Consider the following 4,276-nt stretch of genomic DNA (forward strand, 5'->3'; position numbering starts at 1 on the left):
CGAAACCGTGCCGGCAATGAGCATAAATAAAGTATGCGGCTCCGGTTTGCGCACAGTATCATTGGCGGCACAGTTTATTAAAGCCGGCGACGCCGATATTATTCTTGCAGGCGGAACCGAAAGCATGACAAATGCACCGTATGCGTTGCCAAATGCTCGCAGTGGTTATCGCATGGGCGACGGTAATATTGTTGACGTTATGATAAAAGACGGATTATGGGATATTTTTAACGATTACCATATGGGCGTTACCGCCGAAAATATTGCCGAAAAATGGAATATATCGCGTGAAGAGCAAGACCAGTTTGCCTTACAAAGTCAGTTAAAAGCCGAAAGTGCGATTAAAAATGGAAAATTTAAAGACGAAATTGTGCCGGTTGCTATACCGCAGCGAAAAGGCGATCCTATAATTTTTGATACCGACGAATTCCCAAGACCGGGCACTACCATAGAAAATCTACAAAAGCTAAGACCAGCCTTTAAAAAAGACGGAACCGTTACAGCCGGAAACGCTTCGGGAATTAACGATGGAGCAAGTATGGTTGTGGTGATGTCGGCTGATAAAGCAAAAGAATTGGGCGTAAAACCATTGGTAAAAATTGTTTCGTATGCTTCGGCTGCATTAGACCCTAAAATTATGGGTTACGGACCTGTAGAGGCTTCGCGTAAAGCACTTAAAAAAGCTAATTTAACAATTGAAGATATGGGTTTGATTGAAGCCAACGAGGCTTTTGCATCACAATCAATAGCAGTTGTTAGAGATTTAAAACTTAATCCCGAAATTACAAACGTTAACGGCGGAGCTATTGCTTTAGGACACCCAATTGGAGCAAGCGGCAACAGAATTTTGGTTACTTTAATTCACGAAATGAAACGTCGCAACGTTAAATACGGATTAGCTACATTGTGTATCGGCGGAGGTATGGGTACTGCTGTTATTGTTGAAAACATTATGTAGTACATTGTTTTCATCGTGTTGCGATGAATTCTGAAAATTAGTCCAAACAACGAGAAGCTAAACCGAGTATTGTGTATACAGTCAGTTTTATAGCTTTCGAGTTTTCATTATTAAAAGAATCATTTGATACAATAAAATATTTGCTACACGTACTTGTATGGTACGCCATAAACCAAGCATTATTATTTCTTAGAAAAATGTCAGTATTTAGACTATTTATGTTATTAATATGCTTGTTTATTTTTCTAACATGCTTATTTTTTAATACACACGTGTCATTTTTTAATATATGAATATCATTACAGTCTTCAAAACATCCTTTCATAACGTACATTTCAGTATTTTTTTCAGAAAGTTTTAAAGTTGTTAAACGGTAACAGTGGCTAAAATTAAATTCTTCGCAGGGATATAATATTTTAATAATTGTATCTTCTGTTTTCTGCATTTTAGATTCACCAAACTTTTTCAATATGTAAGATATTTCGAGAGTTTGGCGAATTATTTTTTCATCTAAATTATCGTTTTTGGTCAGTGGATAACAGCTATATATAGTATCTGTTATACTTTCTAAATATTTGTATTTATAAATATATTCTTTATGTTTTCTTTTATTTTCAAAATCATAAAAGCGATAACTTTCTTTTTCATAATCGTGGTCAACAAAACCATTCACAAAATAAAACTTACCACTAGGCTCTGTAAATAAAGTAAAATCATAAATAGAATCCGTTGTTATAAATTTAACTTTGTTATAATTTATTAAATATGTTTGCACAGAATCATTATTCTGTCCCAAGGTAGTAGAGCAAAGTGCAATAAGCAAACAAAGCAAAAAATACTTTTTATACATAGTTGTTAAAATTTCATTCTGTTGTATTCAATATTTTAATTCTGTTGCTAAACCAAACCCTTATCAGGTTAGCTACAAAATTTTTATAAAGATATAAAATCATTTTAATGAGCAACAAATAATTATATAATTATAAAAAAAGGGTTTGACTGCAATCAAACCCTTTTTAACGTATCATTATGTTTAAATTTTATTAGAAGAATAACAAGCTGTTATCTTTAATATCCGATTTTTGTTTCAATGTAGTCATTATAGCATTAATAGCTCTGCCTTGGAACATCGATGCCATTTGTCTTTTTTGCATATCAAAATTTTCAATTTCGGGAGCTTGTGTAATGCCGTTAAGTATAAATACGTAAACAGCTTGTTCGCCTACAATAGGCTCGCTCAACTGATTGGGAGTACCTGTAAAAATTTTGCCCACAAGTTTTGGTTCGTTGCCAAATCCGGGTACGTTGCCGCTCATAAATGAAACATTAACGGTATCGATAGGTATTTCGGGGAATTTTTCCATTAGCTTGTAAATATCTTGCTCCTTGCTATATTCTTCTTCTATTTGAGCTAAAAGATATTCAGCTTTTTTATCTCTCATTACCAATGGAGTGATGCCGTTTTTAACTATTTCTAATGGAACTATTCCTTTGTCGATTTTATCTTTTAGTGCGGCAACAACGTAACTTCCTTCAATATCAAATACATTAGAAACAGCACCGGTTTTAGTTTTATCGTTGAAAGCCCAACGTACAATCTCTCTGGCATTGCTCAGTCCGGGTAAATTCGATAGTTCGGCAGTGATTCTGTCGGCATTACGCATGTTAAGAGTTTTAGCTTCGGCTTCAAATTTTTCGAGAGTATTAAAGTTTGCTGCAAAGCTGCTTGCATCGTTATAAGCTTTTTCCATGCTTTTGATGCCAGGTTCAAGGTCTATGGTAACTTCGGCAACTCTAATTTTGGTTGAAAAATCTTTTTTGCCTGTAATTTTTACAATATGAAAACCGAACATTGTGTTAACTTTAACAACATCTCCTTCTTTACCGTCAAGAACAGCTTTATTAAATTCGGGAACCATCATTCCGTCGGCGAACCAATCTAGGTCTCCGGAACTTTCTTTGGCAACATTATCATCGTTAAAAGTAGCTGCAACCGATTCAAATCTGTTGGGAGCTGCTTTCAGAACAACCAATAAGCTATCGGCGATTTTTTCGGCTTCAGCCATTGTGCGTTCAACGCCTGGAACATTAGCTCCGGCATACGACACTAAAATATGACTTGCTCTAAGCGAATCGGGGCGAACAGCACGGTCGACAAGTTTGTAAACTTTTATGTTTTCGTTGCCAATTGTGGGTTGAAAAACAGTACCAACTTCGGCTCTGAAAAACAAGCTATCTAATTGTTTTGAATATTCGCCTGCTTTTTTCCATGTGCTGTCGTATTTTGTGTCGGAAACGGTATTTACAACCGATGCTATAGCTCTGTTATTTGTTACTTCTGTAAGGTCTTTATAAGCATCGTTGGCTGCATTCATAAGGTTTGTAATATCAGCTTCCGAAATTTGCGGTGTAAATACTACATACTCAATATTACGAGCGTCTCTATCTTGATAAAATCTATATTTGTTTTTGTTGTAATGGTTTTCGTAATCTTTATCGTCTATGCTGACCAAAGTGTCGGAAATGTAAACGTATCTCAATCCTGCTACGTAAGCATTGGCTGTTTCGTTAGATTCGATATACTGACGTTTTGCAACCGATGTAGGAACGTAAAAGCTTTTGCCTATAAGATTGTTGTATTTGTTTTTAATACGGTCGTCCTTAACAGCTTTTTCGAGCATAAGGTATCTCGATTTCATTGCCGGATCAATTTGGTCGATGTTTTGCAAAAAGTTTGAAACTATGGCTTTGTCAAACGTACCCGTGCTTGGGTCGGTAAAGCTTTGAACGATGTACGGGTGAGGATTATTACCTATGATGAGGTCGCTAAGTTCTTCAACCGATACACTTATGCCTAACTCTTCGTATTGTTTTTTGGTTATAATTTCTTCTACGGTTTCGTCGAATGTGCTTTGACGTATTTGATTGGTTTCGGAAATTGAAAGATTAGTCTTTCCGCTGTTCATCTTGGCTAACTCAATATTTTCGTCAAATTTTTTGTTAAATTCCATTATGCTAACTTTTTCGCCGTTAACATTAACGAGTGTAGTTTCTTGCGTTTGTCCTTTTCGTGAAAAATCGCTTAAAATAAAAAGTAAAAGAGCTACACCAATGACTAATACTAATAGCCAATACCTTTTCCTAATTGCGCCTATAATTGCCATATTTTATTTAGTTTGTTGTTTGTTTTTTTATAAAATTTGTAATTTGCAAAAGTAATGTTTTTATCTGTAAGGCAATGAGTTTTGCATAAAAAAAACATATTTCATCGTTGTAATTCTATGCTAACTTTATCGACAACTCCGCCCGAGAGTAGCA

Annotated in this window: 3 protein-coding genes; 1 reads left to right on the top strand and 2 read right to left on the bottom strand. The window is 35.2% G+C overall.

What is annotated here, in order from left to right; translation table 11 throughout:
• Window positions 1–958 (top strand): acetyl-CoA C-acetyltransferase (locus PHP31_09855; protein MDD3739580.1); only part of this gene is annotated, 958 nt, incomplete at its 5' end.
• Between the two features lie 37 nt (window positions 959–995).
• On the opposite strand, the gene PHP31_09860 is transcribed toward PHP31_09855, so the two are convergent.
• Both PHP31_09860 and PHP31_09865 read right to left on the bottom strand, forming a co-directional pair.
• Window positions 996–1,808, bottom strand: a complete 813-nt coding sequence (locus PHP31_09860; protein MDD3739581.1) for a hypothetical protein — start codon at window positions 1,806–1,808, stop codon at window positions 996–998.
• Between the two features lie 193 nt (window positions 1,809–2,001).
• Window positions 2,002–4,122 (bottom strand): SurA N-terminal domain-containing protein, encoded by a 2,121-nt coding sequence (locus tag PHP31_09865; GenBank protein ID MDD3739582.1) that lies wholly within the window; start codon window positions 4,120–4,122, stop codon window positions 2,002–2,004.
• Window positions 4,123–4,276: the final 154 nt, after the last annotated feature.

Source organism: Lentimicrobiaceae bacterium (assembly GCA_028697555.1).
Classification (GTDB): Bacteria; Bacteroidota; Bacteroidia; order Bacteroidales; family UBA4417; genus UBA4417.

What these genes read in the sequence shown, in the direction of transcription:
- PHP31_09860 (MDD3739581.1), bottom strand. Translation starts at nt 1,808, where the DNA reads ATGTATAAAAAGTATTTTTTGCTTTGTTTGCTTATTGCACTTTGCTCT.
- PHP31_09865 (MDD3739582.1), bottom strand. Translation starts at nt 4,122, where the DNA reads ATGGCAATTATAGGCGCAATTAGGAAAAGGTATTGGCTATTAGTATTA.